Genomic DNA, 18,953 nt, shown 5'->3' with positions numbered 1-18,953 from the left:
TTCAGGTGACTTGAGTTGGGCGAAAGTTTCCGAGGCAAAGAAATGGGGGCCTATTTCGCGGCAAAAAATTCCTACGACAGCTGGTGCACCCTGTGCGCGGTGAGCGACATGAACCGCTCATCATGGGATGAGAACAGCACCGCTCCCCCGCGTTCGAGTACCGAATCGATTGCCCCGTGCAGGCATTGAAGCCCCGCCGAGTCCAGCGCCTCGGTTGGTTCATCAAGAAGGAGCAACTGCGGTTCGCGCACCAGCACGGTGGCCAAGGCAACGAGCCGGCGGGCCGAAGCCGGCAGCTCATAAGGATGGGTCTCGGCATAGTATTCCAGGCCCAGCTGTTCAAGGACCAGCGGCACACGGGCGCGTTGGCTGCTCTTCTTGGGAAGGCCAAAGGCGACTTCCCGGGCTACGGTACGTTCGAAGAGCTGGTCCGAAGGGTTCTGCAGGAGCATCCCGGCATCACCTGCCATCCGCACTTTTCCGGCAGTTGGCTTGATTAGCCCTGCGGCGGCTTTGAGCAGCGTGGTCTTGCCCGTTCCGTTGGCGCCGGCCAGCCCCACGCAATCTCCGGCTCGGACTTCGAAGTCAAGGTTGGAGAGGACCGGGGCGCTGGCACCCTTGTATCCGAGCTGCACGCCAGCAAAGGCCAGCAGGGGCTCTGCTGATGCTGCTGCGATGGATGGTCTTCTTCGCTTGGACGGCAATGCAGCAGTTCCAGTGCCTTCAGATGCAGGCCGCAAAGTTCCGTCCGCCAAGGTCCACAGGGCATCCTCTTCGGCTTCCCATGCTTCAGTTGTCCGGGTCAGCACCACAAGCGCGGTGCCCGCGGCGCGCAGCCGAGTGATCATCGCGGTCACTATTGCAGTTGCCTTGGAGTCCAAACCGGCCAGCGGTTCATCGAGCACAATGATGGAAGGTTTGGCTGCGGACAACGCCGCTAACGCGACCAGGCGTTCCTGGCCCCCTGAAAGCTTGGCGGGGTCGCGTTCCAGCAGATGCTCCAGGGACAGCCGCGTGGAAAGCTCGGTGATGAGCTCTGCCATCTCTACGCGGGGCATTCCTTCGTTCTCCCGCGCGAAGGCCAGCTCTTCTGCAACCGTCTGGCGAATCCTCGAAAGGTAGCGCCCGGCATCCTGGGGCAGCAATCCCACATGCCTGGCCCAGCCGGCTATGTCGATTCGTGGCGAATGCTCAGGAGAAAAATCGATCCGTTGCCCCGCCAGGATGACCGTTCCCTCGCACTGGTCCGCTCCCGGCCGCGGCAGCATGCCAGCTAGTACTCCGCCCAGCGTGGACTTCCCGGATCCAGAGTTGCCGGCAATGACTGTCAGGGAACCCGGGGAGAATTCCATCTCGATTTCGCGCAAGGTCTCGGCGTGCGCCTCGAAGTAGCGGAAGCTTCCCAGCCTGAGGTGCAGCGCCGCGGTGCTTCCGGCAGGTGCATGATGATCCATATCCATCATGAGGCTCCCCCAAGAGGCACCAGAATCGCTACCGGCACCAGCACCGAACACAGCAGGACAACCCAGCGGACGCCCCGCTGGATCTGCGAGTCTGCGACGTGGCGCAATCTGCTGTGCTCACCGCGGGCGGGAAAACCGCGCGCGGCCAGATGCGCCGAACGGTCATGGGCGTCTTGCACCGAGGAGAGCACCAGCGGCACAGCGCGCAGCCTGAAGCGCTGCAGCCACCCGACCAAGCCACGGCCGGTTCCTGCCTTCCGCAAGGCCTGGGCTTCGCCGATGGCATGCTGCTTTTCCATCATCTGCGGAAGAAGGAACAGCGTGGATGCCAACAGGTATCCCGCCTGCGGCGGAGCCGGAGACAAATCGATGGCTGCCACCAGCTGGTGCTTATCGATCAGCAAACCGCAAAGCAAACCGGCCACCACCAGCACAGCGGTGCGCAAGGCCAGAGCCATGGCGATCTCCACTCCCCCAAGCGTCAGGCTTACTGGCCCCCATGCCGCGATCACCGCCGAAGAATCCCGTGACGCCAGTCCATGGATCATCAGCAAGGACAGGAGAGTCGGGAGCATGATTGCACCGCTGAGCGCCGCGAGTTTACGGGCCGTGCCCGCAACTGCGCCAATGGCCAGGCAAAGCACTATCACCGCACAGCTCAGCCACCAGCGGCTGGCAGCTGTGGCCACCGAAACGGTGAGCACGGCTAGGCAAAGCACGGTAAAAGGATGCAAGTCAGCGATGCGGCGCTTCATAGGTGGCCTACTTGTTTCCGCTCTTGCCCAGCACCTTGTAGCGGCGGATGAATTCGAAGGAACCACTCAAGCGCTTCGGCAAGGCGAAGACCAGCAGCGCTGCGATGAGGAAGACAATTGCCTTGTCTCCTGGGTCGGAAATCAGGGCCTGCTTGGTGACCGCGGAGAGCAGCGAATCACCCATGGAGCGGAAGGCCGCAACCACTGCGCCGGTACCGACTCCCGAGGTGCCGCCGTAGACGAAGGCAGCTACCGGCGAGGAGACTACGCCAACCAGTACACCGGAAACCAGGCCCGCGATTGGTGCAAGGTATGGCCGGCGCAAGGCGCCGTAGCGAGCGGCGGTTCCCGCAAGGAAACCGACCAGAGCGGCTCCAGCAGCAAATGGCAAGACGGTGGGGGCAAACAGCGACCAGATCAGCGTGCTGAGCACGCCGGTGGCGGCGCCGGCACGGCGGCCGGCCAGGAAGCCCACGAGAACAGTACCGATGGAATCCAGGTAGAGCGGGACCATGACGGACCCGACGAATTGGCCCAGGATGATGTTCAGTGCCAGTGCGACCGGGATCAGCGTCAGGGCGGAGACCGGCAGGTCCGGCAGCACAGCGAGCAGCAGCAGGACGGCAGCGATCAGGTAGGCGGCGAACGTTGCCAAGGCAACTCCCTGGCCCAGGCCCTCGACAATTCCCGCGGGTTGGGTGATGACCAGGAACAGGTAGGTTCCAACGAGCAGCAGGGTTCCAGCCGCGCCGAGCACCCTGCGGCGCAGGAGCTGGGTCGCTGATGCTTCGGGCAAAAGAAGGTTCGGTGACATGATGAGGCAATCCTGGGGATACGAGTTTGGCTGCGCACAGGATTGCTCCCGCAACGCGCGAATGGCGGGTCTATGTCACCTCGACCCGGTAGACGATTCTAGCCCACCTGCCTGCGCTCAGGAATTCTCGTTGAGTTTCTTTGCCAGCGCACCGAGGCGCTGGACCAGCTCGGCAAACCCTGCCTCGGGGTCATTTGCCACGACTACCTGGGCATTCGCCGGCTTGCCCCACAGCCCGCGGAAGTCAGCCACGGTGGTACCGAAGAGCAATTGCGATTCTGTCTCAACGTCCACCGTTGCAGGACGGGTCTCGTAGTCCAAAGTCCCCGCGGCAACACCGGCGGCAAAGTAATCATGCACGTGGGCGATGTAGCCCTGGTCGTAGTGCCTGTGGAATTCGAAGTAGAACCGCAGGGCGTCGGAGAGATAACGCACAAGCGGATTGGAGGACTTGCTCAATGTCCCTTCCGGGTCGTTGGCCCGGACTATTTCCGGTTCAGCGCATCCAGCTTCATTGGACAGCTTTGTCAGGAAGTCCGGCTGCATTTCGAAGCGTTCCGTGGTGTCCAGAGAGCAGACAATCGGCAGCTTCGCGGAATCCAACCCTCGTTCAGCGGCCGCTGTGTAGGCTGCAAAGACTTCCTTTGCGGCGTGCGGATCCACGTGGGTGTTCCACTCGGCCGTAGGCGTGGTGTTGCCCTGGTAATAGAAGGCACCGCCCATGATCACTACCTTGCGCAGCAACCAGGGAAGACGTGGTTCGCGGCGAAGTGCCAGAGCGAAGTTTGTCAGCGGTGCCGTGAGCAAGACGGACAGTTCTCCGGGGTTCTCGCGTGCTGCTTGGATCCAATAATCAACGGCATCCACTTCATCAGAAAGTCTTGGATCAGGATCTGGGAGCGTTGCATAACCAACGCCTTGCGGGCCATGAGTTTCAGGCGTTGTCACCAGAGGAATCTCAAGTGGTTCACTTGCACCGATGAGCACCGGAACAACCGGCTTTCCGCAGAGCTTGAGCAGTGCCCGATTGTTCGAGGTGACTTGTTCTACGTCAACGTTGCCCGGGGTGCTGGTGACCGCTTCTATTTGCACATGGTCGAGAGAGCAGAGGTACGTCAGCGCCAAGGCATCGTCGATACCTGTGTCGTTATCAATTAGAAGACGAACCTGTGGTTCGCCTTCATCCCGTTCCGCATCGGATCGCACTGCATTCACTCGCACTCCTAAAAGCTCCAGAAAAACATCAGCCAGACTCCGTGAGGTTTACATTCGGGCTCAAGTAGTCGTACAGAGCGTTGTCAATCGCTTTCTCAAAATGCAGGTTCATCGTGACAACGTCAAGCTGCTCCTGGTTCTTTCCAAACATGTGAGTCTGCTCGGCATTAAGTGAATCGGCCTGGCCTAAGTAAAAGAATTCGGTGCCTTCCGCATCGTCTTTCTTAACGAAGACGTACAGATCAACCTCGTTATCCACTATTCGCCGGACTTCATCGCTCTGTAGCGTCCGCCTTGATCGTGTGAACCACCGCAGATGGGATGGATCAACCAGTTCATCCTGGTACGCGGTACTAGCCGAGATATCGTCCGATTTGTGCAGCGTCACAAAAATCGGGCAGGTTTTCGATTCTGGGTCGACTTTGTACCCGTACAGCGTCGAAGTCCACTTTCGTGGTAGTCCCAAGAGGCGCGTTACTTCCTTACGGGAATACTGTCCTCCAACGATAAACGGATCTCCAGCAACATACCGGTCTCGCACTAGGGCCATGCCCGTTTGTATGATGTCGTCCACTTCGTTGCTGAATGCACGGTGAGAACGATATGAACTGAGAAAACCAGGGTCAGCCGATATCGACTCTCCATCGATGTTCGCCAAGCGAATTCCATATCGACTTTGATCAACTTGTCCGTGATTAGCAAGATTCAGAGTTTCTACGGTGCTCATCAATTCGCGATGGACCGCGTCGATTCCTTCGTTGAAGAGGGCTGCTTGGAATTGGGGCAAGGTTACCGATCCGTGTGAAAGCAACTCACGGACAAGCACGAACTCATGAATTCTCTTCGACGTCAGGACTTCATGCGATAGTAGTGACAACGCTTTGAGCTCATCCTGGCTAAGCTCATGGTCAAGCCGCAAAAGACTCTTGACCAATGCTGGATAGTTTTCTTTCTTCGTTGCCAGTAATACCGGATCGACAGATTCAAATCGATAAAAATCGAAGAGTTTCGGTGCGCGTCCGACACGGTTCTGCATCGACTGCATCGCACTGCGGAGCTTTTGGATGCTGTCCAGAGTAGTTGTACGGATGGAATCAAGTACACGCTGCTGCGAGACCCTATCGAATCGAACACTCGATAGACCGGCAAGCACGCCTGCCTGCTCGGTGGAAATAAGCTTCTCTTTCAGCGACTCTTTGTTCATTGACTCGTCACCGAAAAGCGCGATCGGGATCATGTAGTTGTTCGCGTAGTTGCCAATGAAGTCGATAACCACCAAGTAGTCCTTCATCGGTGCTTTACGCAGACCGCGTCCAAGCTGCTGCACGAACACTATTGCCGATTGCGTTTGGCGAAGCATCACGACCTGATTCACCGTGGGGATATCCACCCCCTCATTGAAGATGTCGACGGTGAGGATGTAGTCGAGTTCTCCGCGTTCCAGTTGCCCAACTGCTTGCTCTCTCTGTTCCACTGAATCGTCACCGCTGAGACTCACCGTCCGCAAAGTTTTCCCACGAAGCTGCTGCTGATTCAGCGCTGCAGATAGAGCAGCAGCCTCCACTTTACGAGAACAGAAAATCAGCCCCTTCGGAGCAACACCCGCCTGCCCATATTTATTCAGGGCGTCAACGATGTGGTGAACGCGGTCCGCGGTCACTAGATATCCCAGATCATCAGTGCTGTCTAGGGTCGTCTGGTCATCAAGCGTTACGTCGGCTATCCCGTAGTAATGAAATGGGCTCAGCATGTTCTCTTCCAACGCGTGATTCAAGCGAATCTCATACGGCACGTTGTAGTCGAAAAACTCAAAGACGTTGAACCCGTCGCTTCGCTCTGGTGTAGCTGTTAGCCCAAGCAGGAAAGTAGGTTCGAGGTATCCAAGGACCTTCTTGTATGTTGGAGATCCAACGCGATGCGCTTCGTCAACGATGATGTAGTCAAAAGCGTCTGGCTGAATTTCGTGCAGCACACTGTCTTGGGACAATGTCTGCACCGTTGCGAAAACAAACTTGCGGTCGCTATGTTTGGCGACACCCGCAAGTTTGCCAAAATCGTTGTGGTCGCCGCCGATGACGCGGCGGTACTCTTGGATGGTTTTATCGAGGATCTGCTCGCGGTGAACGATAAATAAGAACCGACCAGGATGAGCTGCGCGTACTTCCAATGCCGAGAGGATCGTCTTTCCCGTACCAGTTGCCGAAATAACGATGGCCTTCGACTCCCCGCTCGACCGAACCTGCTCCAGCGCCTTGAGCGCCTCCGTTTGCATCTGGTTCGGGAGGATCGGCATGAGCGACTCGGACGACGCAGCGCCATCCAGCAATTGGCCAGTCACTTCAAGATCTTCTTCAGTTGCTATCGGCAAAAGCTGCTCATCAGCATCAGTTCGAGGGGCAGTTACTACTTTCCGACGTATCGGAGGAGGTGTGTACTGTTCCGCATACGCATCTATCCACCGTTGGCTCAGTGCTATGGATTCTTCAAGCTGGTTCTGGGTCAACAAAGTTAGCTGGTCGGCAAGATCGCTGCCCTCGGATGCTGAAACCTTCAGGTTCCATTCATGATTTTTCACGATCGCGTTACCGGTCAAATTTGAACTGCCGATCATGGCCGTAACCATATTCTCGGTTTTGAAGATATAACCCTTCGGGTGAAAGGCTCCCGCGTTGTGAATTCGAACGTTGATACCTAGAGTTTCAAGGTTTAGTAGCTCACTAAAAGCCGACGGTGAGTTGAAGCCCAAATAGTCGGAGGTGACAATCGTTCCTCGACCCGAAAACTCCACGAGCTCCTGTTTAAGCAAAGCAATCGCATTCGGGGTGACGAAGGCAACGGAGAAAATGAATTCATCACAACGGGCGAGCTCTTCGCGAAGGATGCGCAGAACCGTATTGCCGTCAGCGTTCAATACGACGCGAGGGTGGTGATGGCGGCGAGATTGCTGTTTCCCGTCTAAGAATCCGAATGTGACGTCTCTAGAGAGACCACTACCAAGAACGAGATCAGCGTTAGTCTTCACTATGCCGCCTGGATGAGTTCCACCGCGGGAATGTCCGCTGGCGCCCACTCCAGGGACATGAGTTCATCGCGTTTGAGCCACATTGCATCTTCATGCTCCGTTAGCTGCGGTTCTCCTTCGACTAACTCGCAATAGAAGGTTGTCAGAGTAACAATTCCGAAGTCATATTCATAGGTGGTACTCGTGACTTCAGCGTCTACTTTGACCGTGCAGAGGAGTTCCTCTCGAATCTCACGTTCGAGTGCTTCGCGAGGAGTTTCTTCGGGCTCAATTTTGCCACCAGGAAATTCCCACATGCCGCCGAGACTTCCATTTAGGCCTCTTTGAGCGCAGAGGATTTCATCGTTCCTGATGATAACGGCACCAACAACATTGATTTGCTTCTTCAAGCTAATTCTCCTCTAACGTAGATCTCAAATCGCGACTTCCGATAGTTGCGATCCTATCGGTCTGTCCAGACGGAAACACATTCTGCTCCACCAGATCCATGAAGCGTCCCGGGTTTTATGCCGTCTACGTTTGAGAGAATGGAAGACATGCCCAAGCAGTACACCCCAGAAGTCAAGAACCGCGCAGTGGCCTACGCCATGGAACGCCTTGACCGGTATAAGTCCCTCTACGCAGCCTGCGCAGACATGGCTCCGAAGCTGAACATCGGCAAAGAAACCCTGCGCCGCTGGGTTCTCCAAGCTCAGATCGATGCCGGTGAACGCACCGGGCCCACCAGCGACGAACTCGCTGAAATCAAAGCTTTGAAAGCCAAGGTCAGAGATCTTGAAGAAGCCAACGACATCTTGAAACAGTCAGCGATTTTCTTCGCGAGGGAGCTGGACCCTCGCCGGCACTAATCACCGAGTTCATCGACCAGCAACGCGAACGTGGACATGCAGTCCAGCAGATCTGTCAGGCCCTGAACACTCAAGGCCTGAAGGTCTCTGCCCGCACGTATCGCAGCTGGAAAGCCGAGCAACCGGCACCCCGAGTGGTGACCGATGCACTCATTCTCAATGCCTTGCATGACCTGCAGAAACCCAACCAAGAAACGGGCAGGCCGAAACCTGAAGTGCTCTACGGGCGACGGAAAATGCGGGTCTGGTTGCAACGCAACGGCTTCCCCGATATTTCCAAACACACTGTGGACCGGCTAATGCGTGTGGCCGGGATGAACGGCCTGGTGCGAGGACGACGGACCACCACGACGATCCGCGCCAAGGACAAAATCCGGGCAAAGGATCTGCTGAATCGGAACTTCTTCACCGATGCTCCGAACAAAGTGTGGGTCACTGACTTCACCTACGTTCCCATCCGAAGCGGGTTCGCATACGTGTCCTTTGTGATCGACTTGTTCTCCCGTCGGATCCTGTCCTGGGCTTCGTCGACCTCGCATGACACTACGTTTGTGGAGGAAGCTCTCCAGCAGGCTCTATGGCAGCGGCGTAGTGAGCGAAACTCTCATGTGAGACCAGTGTTTGACACCGTCCACCATAGCGATGCCGGGTCAGAATATGCCTCTCAGCGGTATACGCAAACGCTGGCATTGGAAGGGCTGATTCCATCGATTGGCACGATCGGGGATGCCTTCGACAATGCCGCTGCCGAGACGGTGATGGGATTGTTCAAGAACGCGGCCGTGGCTAAGGATTCACCGTTCAGGAACGGGCCTTTGGTTACGGAGTCTGACGTCGTGGACCTTGTCGTGGATTGGGTGCATTGGTACAACTTCGAGCGGTTCCATTCGACGTTGAGGTATCGCACTCCGGTGGAATTTGAAGAACTCTATTATGATGAAATGAGCGGCTCGTTACCCGATGTAGCTGCCAGTAAACTGGCGGCATAATTTCCGGGACGGTTCACATCGTGTCCACGATGTCATGAGATCGTGTGTCCACAAAGTCTTGAGACAGGACATACAAAGTATTGAGATCCGCTGTCCACGAAGTAATGAGTTTCAGTGTCCACGAAGTAATGAGTTTCAGTGTCCACGAAGTCACGAGATTTCACATCACGTTGCAAGAATGGCAGTACCTTCAAGGGTTATTTGTCACTAACCTTGTTTCTCCCGGTGCGCCCCGATCAGATTCAACCCGAACGGGGACCCAGCCTCATATGACCGGAAACCGCCCCAAGGCAAACGTCACATTCAAGCAATCATCGCGTTAGCCTACCGACGGCTCACCGTCCTGTTCGCCATGATCCGTGATGCGGTGCTCGACGACGTTCCGGAGCTGAAAATTGCTTGACTTTCAACATATACTTCCCTACGCCAGCTAACTCGTCTCAGCATTTGAGTGGGCGGAACAAGTTGCTTCTATACGACTGTCGGTACTCCCCTAGCCAACACGTTTGTCACGGTCAGTTTTCGTTTTGACTTGCTGACTTTCTCTTAGACTTATCGCATGGGACAAAAGATTCAAGATACCGCGCATACTGACCGGATCGGTGTGGGCCTGGTCAGCACGATGGTGCATCAGAAACTTCGATGGCTATTTCGCGAACAGCCCACGTTGGACTTCGGAATAGATGCTCAGATTGAAATTATCATGGGCGGAGAAGTTACGGGAAGACTAGTAGCTGCGCAGATCAAGTCCGGTGAGAGTTGGTTTAAGGCGGCTCCTGATGGTTGGTGGTTCTACCCCGAAGCTGATCATCTTCAATACTGGTTGGAGCATTCGCTGCCTGTCATTGTGGTTTTCTGTAATATCGACACAGGGAAAGCCTACTGGGAGTCCGTAGAACGAGATAGAGTTCTTCAGGGACCCAAGGGCGGTAAGAGAATTCTAATCAAGGAAGCGAAAGAGCTAACGGAAGCATCTAAAGAAGAGCTTGCTGAGCTTTCGGCTGGTAGCGATTATGACCTTCGTATCCGGCGGTTGCGTCTAGCACTTCCCTGGATGAGGTTACTTAGTAATGGGCGGCGTGTTCTGCTGGAGGCCGAGGAATGGATCAACAAGTCTTCTGGGCGTGGGGACCTTTCTATCGTGTCAGTTGATGCGACTAATGAAGACCGTGACGAACTGGGCAAGTGGATGATTACGGCGGGGCTAAGGGAATACGAATCCCTCCTGCCTAGTCTTGTGCCTTGGGCTAATGCAGTCATTCACGAAGAAACTTACGAAGAGGCGGATTATGACGCGTGGCAATCCGAGTGCGTTCGCTATGTCGACGGCTATTTTCGGTTTGAAAGCGAGTCTTACGAGGACTGGAGCAAGCAGTTCGACGATCTGAGGCTGCGCCCATATAGGAACGGGGCTGGTGAGGTAGATTTTTGGAGGCTGGAGTTAGTGCTCAATGACCTAGGCCGAGCATTCCTCAAGATTGATGAATTTGCCGAAGGTTACATGCCGTTTCTTGTGCCGGGGAAGTAGCTTTGGACCCAATAACAACAGCAGTTCTGTCGACTTTGTCAAAAGCCGTATTTGGGGGCGCAGCAGGCAAAGCCAAGGAATTTCTGGACCGAAAAGGTTTGTCTAAACGAGTTGCCCGAGCAACGGTAAAGTCATGCAAAAAACACGGCATCCGGATTTCGAGGAAATCCATACGCCGCTGGCTTGAACGGGATGATGTAAAGAATCAGATATCCCAAGGCAGCGCCACCGAGGTCGAGTCAGCGCTCCTAAGTCTTGCCGTAGTCATTGAGGGGCAGCCTGCGGAGAAAAGACTGGAATGTGCTAAGGAAGTCCTCCATCTCATACTGCAAGAATACCAGCGAGAATTGCCAGCGAAGGATGCCATTTCCCTCGGCACGGTTTGGACTCAACGCACTACTGCCCAAGAAAATTCAAAGACTCAAGCGCTTGTTCTTGCCGGGACCCAACATATTCTCGACAAAATCGACGTACCTGAGTCTTTCGATCGCGCTGTGGCTCAATTGCATCCTTGGAGGCAAGAACCCGCCAGGAGGATTGCCGAATCTTGGCCTCCCTTCCGGGAATTTGTCGAAAGCTTGGTCTACGAAAAGGACCGTGGCCAAGTATTAGCCGATTGGAGCACTAGACCCCCGCAAAAATTTACCGATGCCCCCTCAGCAGCTTGGTGCTGGTTTGGGTCGGTCGCGGAAGACTACAAGGCTAAGAAGGCGGCAATTTTCTTCTACAAACAAGGGGTGAATCAAGGAGCGACGAATCCTGGCTACTGGGAAGCAAAGGCAATCATGCTTGTGGATGCAGCCGTCCCCGAGGGTCTTCTTGATCTTCAAGAGTTTGTCAAGCGTTCTGACGCATCACATGCGATGACGAAAGCGTTTCTGGCGATCGCGGAAAAACGCTTCAGCGACTCTCAAGCTGCCCTCTCTACTTGGGATCCAGCTGATGACGCTGATACGGCACTAAAAACATCGCTCCAAGCCGCGTGCCTAGAAGGACTGGACGACATTAACGGGGCCATATCCGTCCTCGAGAACGCATTCGACCGAGATTCGAGTGCCAGCGGCCTTGCACTTGCAGCCTCAAGAGCTTTGATTTGGCGCGGACAGCACGGCCGAGGCGATGAAAATATCGCTGATCTTGTTCGAGCCGGTGAACTTGCCATAGCGGCCCGGAACGCCAGACGCACTTGGGGTGGCGACAGCGTCGAAGCGATACTAGAAGCCGTCAAGGCATCGGTTCTTAGCAATGACCTGGACCAAGCCTGGCGACTAACCCAATGCGCACCGTTGGGTGAAGCATCATTCAGGGAATCCAAAAACAAGCGGATTTGCATCGAATCAGCATTCGTCGCCGCGAGTAAGAACGACTACACATTGGCTCAAACCGTGGCGTCCGAACTCGACGATCCTTTTGTCATTGCTTATATTAATGGGTGGGTTGCTTTCCGCCAAGATGACCGCGAGAACGCTGCAATGGAATGGCGCAAAGCATGGGATGAAGGGACCAATGATTTCGACCATCTCAGGAGCGCCAATGCACTAGCCCTTCTTGGGGTCGAAATACCTGATTTGAACGAACTCTCAACTCTTTATCCCGATGCCGTCAGAGATATTCGCGACATACACCGAACTATGTCCGCTTCCGGCGACAAAATTGCGTTACTCAGGGCCAAGGTCGGTAAGTCCGAGTCCTTTGCTGGCTTGCTGGCCGAACAGCTTGCTGGCCGGGGAGAACATGAGGAAGCAGGGCAAGTGCTGGAGGAAGCAGCCAATAGATGGAGTTCATCACGGCTGATGAGCATGGCTGCAAGCAGCTACCTCCGGGCAGGCGAAAATGCCTCGGCAGAGCGCACAGCTGGAGAAGCAGTCAACATGGCTGTACGTGGATCGACCGGCGAAGAATATGCTCTCATGTTGCGTTTCGATGCCCTGGAAGCCTTGGAACGGCATGAAGAATCTTTGCGGCTAGCCCGGCGAATGGTCGCGAATAATCCGCAGAACGAGAACACTCGATGGATTCTTGTTCATTTACATGCACGCATGGGAAATTATCAAGCGGCCTGGGACGTACTGAACCACGACGGTGCACCGATCGGCCCGCGAAGCAACCACGACGCCACACTTTGGATACATCTGGCCTCGAAGCATGACACTCGGCCATCGTTTGTCAGCCATTCGCTAAGGATCATGCACGAGCAAAGTGACGACGCGGAGCTGCTAGGCATCTTCCTCGCCAACACACTCCTTGCCGCCGGAAATGCTTCGAAAACGGACATCAAAACGCTGCAAGGCAAGATGCATACGTACACCAGTGAAAATCCCGATAGCGTGACCTTCCGTGCCTTGAAGTTCGAATCTGCCCAGCAATTTCTTGAAGATCTGAAAGAACATTTCAAAGGAATCCCAGAAGATCCAGAACGTCGAGCGATCGAAAAATCCATTTGCGAAGGAAAACTTCCGCTTGGATTACTCTCCGAAATCTCTGGGAAAAGCTACGCAGAAGCTGCGATATTGCGTGCCGCTAAGCGAATATTCAGCCATGATCCGTCTTATGCTCCACAAGCGGCAAACTCAATCGAAAAGGCACTCGATAAGCACGTTGCAGTGGATACATCCGCCGCAGTAACACTGGCCTTACTGGATTCGGAAGTTCAGGATCAGCTGATTGGGGCATTTTCAGTCCTGCGGACCACCACGCCTACATATAAAGACGCATTACAGGGGCAGCAAAGCTGCCAGCTACGTTCCACGCTGACAATTGGATGGAACGCCGAGGAACAAAAGCTCGTCCGTAACGAGATTACTGAGCAGGAAGCTGACCGCATAGCGCGACACAGCGACGCGACCGTGGCGATTCTCAAAAGAGCCCAGCACAAATCTTGGCAGAAATTCAACCACCTCAAGGATCTCGGGGAAGGCTCTACTTGGCTTTCTACGCTCGACTACGCTCTCACAAACGAAGTTGCATTTTGGTGTGACGATCTTGCTCTGCGATCTCTTGCCGTTCAGCAAGGCCAATCAACATTTGGAACGGTGGACTTGCTTAGATTCCTGACCGATGCTGGGAATATTTCAGAGCAGCAACGGGATGCTGCGGAATCAACGCTGATCTCCAACTTCCACGTAGATCTAGATTCCGAGCCCCGCATCTGGCATTTGGCCGCTAAGTTTGATGGTTGGAAAGCCAGCGGTGCCGCTGCGATCCTGACACGTCCCTCCTCTTGGAAGGATACGGCGGCAGCACTCGATTTGTTAGCCGAGGGCATCAATAACAACCATGAAAAATCATCTGAGGCGGTTGGGTTTTGGGTGAATTATGCGGCTCATGGTGTCATGACAATTGCAGGCGAAGAGATCGGGCAAGTTTCTCACAACCTACGTTTCCTGCTTCATTTCTGTCTCGTCAAGACCATGAGCCGCCCCGACCTTTTTTCATTCGTGCTAAGCGGAATACGCCAAGCCATTGAACCAAGTCAGGGGGTTTCTGATCCGCTTGAACATGTACTCAGGGATTATCACAACATAGTGAATAAACTTTTCGGCCCCACGATGGCCAAGGCCAAGCTACTGGAGGTTGTGAGTCATCTCGATGATTCTGACAGATATCTAGCTTCAGGGATCATCCTGACTCAGCCGTCCGAACACCGTTAGCAGCCCGGATGAAATCTGGAAGGTGTCCGGCATTAGTTTGGTTGGAAAAAGTTACGACTGACTTGAAAAGATGCAGATCACGCGTTCTATCTCAATTCAAGTTGACCACGAATACTCTCAGAGTGATGCGCGAGGTAGTCGATCTTCTACGTATCGTCGAGGTCCCGTGGTTGGTACCAAGCTCTTGGATTTCTTGAATGTAGATGAAGCAATAATGCCGAGGAATATTGAGGGCCAATTATCACAAACCTAGCCGTTGCTTAGGTCGTACGCCCGTACAGGGTTGTTCGCCAGTTTCTACACCAACCTTCTTGAGCATCCAGCTCCACCAATCGGTAGAGAACTTTGCGCACCACTATCGAAGATCCCTCTTCGGGTAGCAGCCGATGGATAGCGGGAATGGCCGGGTATTGCTCGCGCCAAGTCAAGATCGTCAGGTCTTGAGATTTCATTCCCGTTGGGCTCAGGTCGGAGAACGAGTTCTACAACGGCATTGCGGTCTTTCGGGCCGGAAAACGCTTTGTACCCTTACGCGTACGTATATTGTTAGAAAAACACCTATACGCACGAAGGTGCATACCGAATTTTTGCCCATACTCAACATTAGGAAATCATTCTGTTATTCCCATAAGCTATCTCTCTCCGTCGCTGGAGGCTTCCTGTCCGTTGGCTTGCTCGCCGCATGCTCCACCGGCGCCGGCGCTGACCAAGCAAATGCTGGCAGCCAGGTCGAATCTTCAGCCACTGCCGCCGCAGATGCAACCAGCTCCCCGTTCTCGGTGTTATCGTCCACCTCTTGGGAAACCACCAGGGCACTGGATGCCAACGGTGACGACGTTGAACTCAACGACAGAAACGTCAGCAACTTTGTCGGCAACGCCTACTTCCACTGCGATGGAACTTTCAACATGTACAACTTGGACGACTCAGCAAAGATGCAAGGTGACTGGAGCGTCTCCGATGTTGGCAAGACCCGTACCATCGTCGCCAAAGATGACGCCGGAAAAGTACAGTTCACACGTGCCTCAGACATCGTCACCTTGACTGCGGACGAGTTCACCTACCGAGTCTTCCCAGATCCTGAAAAGACCGACGTCTACTTCGACATCGTGCACACCCCCACCGACCACTCAGAGCCAGCAGCATCCTAGGTCTGTAAATCCTGGATCAAAAACTTTCTCTAAAACACCTATCGCCGTTCAAACTGAACAATCATCAGCTTGAACGGCGATAGTTTTTCGGTGTTCTCCATTCTCGGGATACTAACCCTCGACGCGCTGAACCTTTCCAACCAAGAACACGTAGGAGAGGATTCCGACCGCCGCGATGACCGTCATGTAAATGAACGCCGGACCGAAGTCCGTGGCCGAGACCAACAGACCAATCACGATTGGGGTGGCAATAGAGGACAGGTTGCCGATGAAGTTGAACATGCCACCGGTCAAACCAATCAGGCGAGACGGTGCCAGTGCAGATACCAAGGACCAGGTAATCGAAGCCAGGCCATTGCCGAAGAAGGCAATAGACATGAAGGTGATGACCAGTGCGGTGCTGTCCGTGAAGATTGCACCAATCATGCTCATGGAGAGCAACAGCCCGGTGATGATTGGCAGCTTGCGGGAAGTACCCAGGCTCACCCCACGCTTGAGCATGAGGTCAGAGAGAACACCACTGATCAGTACACCGGCCAACGCCGCGATGAATGGAAGCGACGTCAGGAATCCCGTCTTGATGTAATCCATCTGACGGTAGGTCACCAAGTAGGTTGGGAACCAGGTCAAGAAGAACCACAACGTGGAGGTCAGGCAGAACTGGCCAATATAGATTCCCCACAGCTTCTTGCGTCCCAAAACCAAGGCAAAGTCAGCCTTGCTCAGCTTCGGTGCAACCGTCTTGGCCTTCTCGCTGCCAAGGTCAACAAGTCCGCCGCCCTCGCGGATGTACTCGATTTCAGCGGCATTGGCTCTCTTGGAATCCACCGGATTCCGGTACATGACGAACCAGATCAGGCCCCATACGACGCCTACCGCACCGGTAACCACGAAGACCCAGTGCCAGGTCAATGCATGCTGAAGCCACAGCAGGACGGGGGTCAGCAGCGCGAGACCTATGAACTGGCCAGAGGTGTAGAAGCCAATAGCGGTGGCGCGCTCACGTTCAGGGAACCAGGCAGTGACCACCTTGTTGTTGATTGGGTACGCAGGGGCTTCGAAGCCACCGACAGCCATTCGCAACACGATCAAAGCAATGAAGCTTCCGGCCATGCCCATGAAGATTGTGGCCACCGACCACAGCACCAGGCAAATTGGGTACAGCAGACGAGGCTGAACTCGGTCTACAAGCCAACCGCCCGGTAGCTGCATGGCCGCATAGGTCCAGCCAAAGGCAGAGAGCAACAGGCCTTGCTGTGCTGTGTCCAGGCCGAATTCCTCGGAGATCAACGGCGCTGCAACCGAGAGGTTTGAACGATCCATGTAGTTGATTACTACGGTGAGGAACAACATGAAGGCTACGGCGTAGCGCGTCTTTGTAGCTTTGCCAGCGCTCTTGAGTGTTGCAGCTGACGACAGTGTCGACTGAGACATACGATTTACCATTCTGCGAAGGATCCGTCCTTGTGACGCCAAATTGGGTTGCGCCAGCGATGACCTTCAGCTGCGCGTTCAATGACGTACTCTTCATTTACATCAATGCCCAGACCCGGACCTTCAGGGATGGCAACCATGCCATCCTCGTAGGCGAAGACCGACGGATCATTGACGTAGTCAAGGAGATCGTTGGATTTGTTGTAGTGGATCCCCAGGGATTGCTCCTGGATAAAGGCGTTGTATGCACCGGCATCGATCTGCAGGTTCGCGGCTAGAGCGATTGGGCCAAGTGGGCAGTGCAAGGCGACTGCAACGTCATAGGCTTCAGCCATCGCCGCAATCTTGCGGGCTTCGGTGATGCCGCCACAGTGCGAGGGATCCGGCTGAATGATGTCCACCGCTCCGCTGGCCAAGATATCCTTGAAGTCCCAACGGGAGAACAGCCGCTCGCCCAAGGCAATCGGAGTACTGGAATTGCGCAATGGCTCCAGCATGGAGTTCACGTTTTCACTGAGTACCGGTTCTTCAATGAACATCAGCTTGAATGGCTCTAGTTCCTTGAGCAGGACTTTGGCCATTGGCTTGTGCACTCGACCATGGAAGTCAACGCCGATGCCTACGTTCTCGCCTACTGCGTCGCGGACAGCCTGAACGTTCTCCAAGCACCCCTGCACCTTGTCCCAAGTATCGATGTACTGAACTTCTTCAGTACCGTTCATCTTCACGGCGGTGAAACCACGTTCAACAGCGGCCTTCGCGGCGGCTGCGGTATCCGACGGGCGGTCGCCGCCAATCCATGAGTACACGCGGATCTTGTCGCGCACCTTGCCACCGAGTAGCTCGTAGGCAGGAACCCCAAGGGCTTTGCCCTTGATGTCCCACAGCGCCTGGTCGATGCCGGCCAGGGCGCTCATCATGATGCCGCCACCGCGGTAGAAGCCGCCGCGGTACATTACCGTCCACAGGTCCTCGATGTTTCGCGGATCCTGGCCGATGAGGTAATCCGAAAGTTCCTCAACTGCTGCGGCAACAGTGGATGCGCGGCCTTCGAGTACTGGCTCGCCCCAACCGACAATTCCCTCGTCGGTTTCGATCTTCAGGAACAACCAGCGAGGTGGCACCATGTACGTGGTCAGTTTTGTAATTTTCATGCAGACTTCCTCATCTCATGGATCGTTTGGTAGGCAGAGACAAGATTGCCTGCCCTCGTTTTCAGGTCTTCAAGGCTTCGTCCGGACTTGTAAAGGGAGGAGCCAATGCCAAAACCTGTGGCTCCGGCTTCCAGCCATTGCGCCATGTTTTCTTCATTGATGCCCCCGACAGGGATCAGGCCGATGCCGGAAGGAATCACGGCGGTCCACGCTTTGAATCCCGCCAGGCCTACTTGCTCGGCAGGGAAAATCTTGACGTTCTTCGCTCCTGCTTCAATGGCATCAAAGGCGTTGCTCGGAGTAGCAGCACCTGGGAACGAATCCATGCCCAGCGCCACCGTTTCTTGGATAACCCGCACGTTGGTGTTTGGCGAAACGATGATTTGGGAGCCCGCATCCTGGCACGAACGAACCTGGTCTACGGTGAGCACAGTTCCTGCACCAACTACTGCGTCTTCAGGTAGCGCACCGCGTAAAATTTCGATGCTCTTCAATGGCTCCGGGGAATTCAGCGGCACTTCCAAAGACCGAAAACCGCTGGCATAGAGCGCTTCGCCTACGCCTTGAGCTTCCGAAGGATGAAGACCTCGCAAAATGGCTACGAGTCCGGCAGCCTTCAAAGTTGTCGTCAGTTCATTCACGGCAAAACCTTTCTTGATAAATCGTGTGGCAAGTTAGAGGCTCAGACCGAAACGGTCTGCAGGCGCCTTTGAGCACTGGCAACGGCCCAGATTCCCCGAGGGGCTGTGCCTTGCAGTTCTCGCACCTGATCAATTCCAAAAATATTCAGCGCCCTGGTGTATCTGGAGCTGAGCTCTTTATTGCCACAGATAGTCAGTGACAGAGCGTCGTTGGCGGCTTGTTTGCCAAGAACGGACCGGATTTCAGCACCAATCATGAGACCTGAGAGATAGTCACTCACTTCGCTCG

Annotated in this window: 15 protein-coding genes and 1 pseudogene; 6 read left to right on the top strand and 10 right to left on the bottom strand. The window is 54.9% G+C overall.

From position 1 onward, the window contains the following. Window positions 1-71: 71 nt before the first annotated feature. The 6 genes from ACT3UA_RS03475 to ACT3UA_RS03450 form a co-directional block, all read right to left on the bottom strand. A complete protein-coding gene (locus ACT3UA_RS03475) occupies window positions 72-1,463 on the bottom strand; it encodes an ATP-binding cassette domain-containing protein (protein WP_444615536.1) in 1,392 nt (463 codons plus the stop codon). After that, window positions 1,460-2,218: an energy-coupling factor transporter transmembrane component T family protein gene (locus ACT3UA_RS03470; protein ID WP_444615535.1), complete on the bottom strand. Its 759-nt coding sequence runs from the start codon at window positions 2,216-2,218 to the stop codon at window positions 1,460-1,462. The genes ACT3UA_RS03475 and ACT3UA_RS03470 overlap by 4 nt, the downstream gene beginning before the upstream one ends. 7 nt (window positions 2,219-2,225) lie before the next feature. After that, window positions 2,226-3,032, bottom strand: coding sequence for a glycosyl transferase family 9 (locus ACT3UA_RS03465; protein WP_105659162.1), 807 nt, complete (start codon window positions 3,030-3,032; stop codon window positions 2,226-2,228). 117 nt (window positions 3,033-3,149) lie between these two features. Further along, window positions 3,150-4,247: a nucleoside hydrolase gene (locus ACT3UA_RS03460; RefSeq protein ID WP_444615534.1), complete on the bottom strand. Its 1,098-nt coding sequence runs from the start codon at window positions 4,245-4,247 to the stop codon at window positions 3,150-3,152. Between the two features lie 28 nt (window positions 4,248-4,275). After that, the gene (locus ACT3UA_RS03455) at window positions 4,276-7,269 is read right to left on the bottom strand and encodes a DEAD/DEAH box helicase (protein ID WP_444615533.1); all 2,994 of its coding nucleotides are present in this window, start codon (window positions 7,267-7,269) and stop codon (window positions 4,276-4,278) included. Then, window positions 7,269-7,658 carry a (deoxy)nucleoside triphosphate pyrophosphohydrolase gene (locus ACT3UA_RS03450; protein WP_444615532.1) on the bottom strand — a complete coding sequence of 130 codons (390 nt, stop codon included), beginning with the start codon at window positions 7,656-7,658 and terminating at the stop codon, window positions 7,269-7,271. The genes ACT3UA_RS03455 and ACT3UA_RS03450 overlap by 1 nt, the downstream gene beginning before the upstream one ends. Before the next feature lie 147 nt (window positions 7,659-7,805). Between ACT3UA_RS03450 and ACT3UA_RS03445 the strand changes: the two genes are divergently transcribed. The 6 genes and pseudogenes from ACT3UA_RS03445 to ACT3UA_RS03420 all read left to right on the top strand — a co-directional run bounded on the left by ACT3UA_RS03445 (window position 7,806) and on the right by ACT3UA_RS03420 (window position 15,435). Continuing rightward, window positions 7,806-8,117, top strand: coding sequence for a transposase (locus ACT3UA_RS03445; RefSeq protein ID WP_444615531.1), 312 nt, complete (start codon window positions 7,806-7,808; stop codon window positions 8,115-8,117). Beyond that, window positions 8,117-9,106, top strand: coding sequence for an IS3 family transposase (locus ACT3UA_RS03440; protein WP_444615621.1), 990 nt, complete (start codon window positions 8,117-8,119; stop codon window positions 9,104-9,106). The genes ACT3UA_RS03445 and ACT3UA_RS03440 overlap by 1 nt, the downstream gene beginning before the upstream one ends. A 220-nt stretch (window positions 9,107-9,326) precedes the next feature. Beyond that, window positions 9,327-9,509: pseudogene (locus ACT3UA_RS03435) on the top strand (IS110 family transposase); the annotation flags it as partial. A 156-nt stretch (window positions 9,510-9,665) separates the two neighbouring features. Continuing rightward, window positions 9,666-10,634 (top strand): DUF4365 domain-containing protein, encoded by a 969-nt coding sequence (locus ACT3UA_RS03430; RefSeq protein WP_444615530.1) that lies wholly within the window; start codon window positions 9,666-9,668, stop codon window positions 10,632-10,634. A gap of 35 nt (window positions 10,635-10,669) precedes the next feature. Next, complete coding sequence (locus ACT3UA_RS03425) at window positions 10,670-14,284, top strand: tetratricopeptide repeat protein (protein WP_444615529.1); 3,615 nt, start codon at window positions 10,670-10,672, stop codon at window positions 14,282-14,284. Between the two features lie 671 nt (window positions 14,285-14,955). Further along, the gene (locus ACT3UA_RS03420; RefSeq protein WP_444615528.1) at window positions 14,956-15,435 is read left to right on the top strand and encodes a DUF4822 domain-containing protein; all 480 of its coding nucleotides are present in this window, start codon (window positions 14,956-14,958) and stop codon (window positions 15,433-15,435) included. 111 nt (window positions 15,436-15,546) lie between these two features. On the opposite strand, the gene ACT3UA_RS03415 is transcribed toward ACT3UA_RS03420, so the two are convergent. From ACT3UA_RS03415 to ACT3UA_RS03400, 4 genes are all read right to left on the bottom strand, one after another. Beyond that, window positions 15,547-16,869 carry an MFS transporter gene (locus tag ACT3UA_RS03415; RefSeq protein ID WP_444615527.1) on the bottom strand — a complete coding sequence of 441 codons (1,323 nt, stop codon included), beginning with the start codon at window positions 16,867-16,869 and terminating at the stop codon, window positions 15,547-15,549. Window positions 16,870-16,874: 5 nt separating this feature from the next. Continuing rightward, window positions 16,875-18,023 carry a galactonate dehydratase gene (gene dgoD, locus ACT3UA_RS03410; RefSeq protein ID WP_444615526.1) on the bottom strand — a complete coding sequence of 383 codons (1,149 nt, stop codon included), beginning with the start codon at window positions 18,021-18,023 and terminating at the stop codon, window positions 16,875-16,877. Beyond that, window positions 18,020-18,664 carry a 2-dehydro-3-deoxy-6-phosphogalactonate aldolase gene (locus ACT3UA_RS03405; protein WP_444615525.1) on the bottom strand — a complete coding sequence of 215 codons (645 nt, stop codon included), beginning with the start codon at window positions 18,662-18,664 and terminating at the stop codon, window positions 18,020-18,022. The genes dgoD and ACT3UA_RS03405 overlap by 4 nt, the downstream gene beginning before the upstream one ends. 41 nt (window positions 18,665-18,705) lie before the next feature. Next, window positions 18,706-18,953, bottom strand: a 248-nt coding sequence (locus tag ACT3UA_RS03400; RefSeq protein WP_444615524.1) for a 2-dehydro-3-deoxygalactonokinase, incomplete at its 5' end; no start/stop codon positions are given.

The organism is Glutamicibacter sp. 363 (assembly GCF_052379505.1).
In the GTDB taxonomy this organism is placed as follows: Bacteria; Actinomycetota; Actinomycetes; order Actinomycetales; family Micrococcaceae; genus Glutamicibacter.
This window is presented reverse-complemented; position numbering and strand designations above follow the sequence as displayed.